Raw genomic sequence first — 265 nt, 5'->3', positions numbered from 1 at the left:
CCCCTGATTATTCTCTTCAGATGTACCAAGTATCTTTAAGGATCTACCTTCGATTACCTGCACTTCTGAAATATCCCCCGCTTTAAAATCTCGAAGGATTTTTCCAATACCTTCTTCAAGCGTGGGATCTTCAGGTGTCCTTTCTTTTTCCATTTCCTCGCGAATATTATAGGCAAGCAAATTCACCCGCTGTTTAATCGATGTTTGGAAATTGGTCCTTAATGTTGTTTCAAGCTGCTTGACAAAATAGACACCAATCACTTGC

At 40.0% G+C, this 265-nt stretch carries 1 pseudogene; it reads right to left on the bottom strand.

Annotated features, from left to right (window positions below):
* Positions 1–265 (bottom strand): annotated as a pseudogene (locus RYX56_RS22990) (cell wall metabolism sensor histidine kinase WalK); the annotation flags it as partial.

The organism is Alkalihalophilus lindianensis, assembly GCF_032843265.1.
GTDB classification, from domain to species: domain Bacteria; phylum Bacillota; class Bacilli; order Bacillales; family Bacillaceae_D; genus Alkalihalophilus; species Alkalihalophilus lindianensis.
This window is presented reverse-complemented; position numbering and strand designations above follow the sequence as displayed.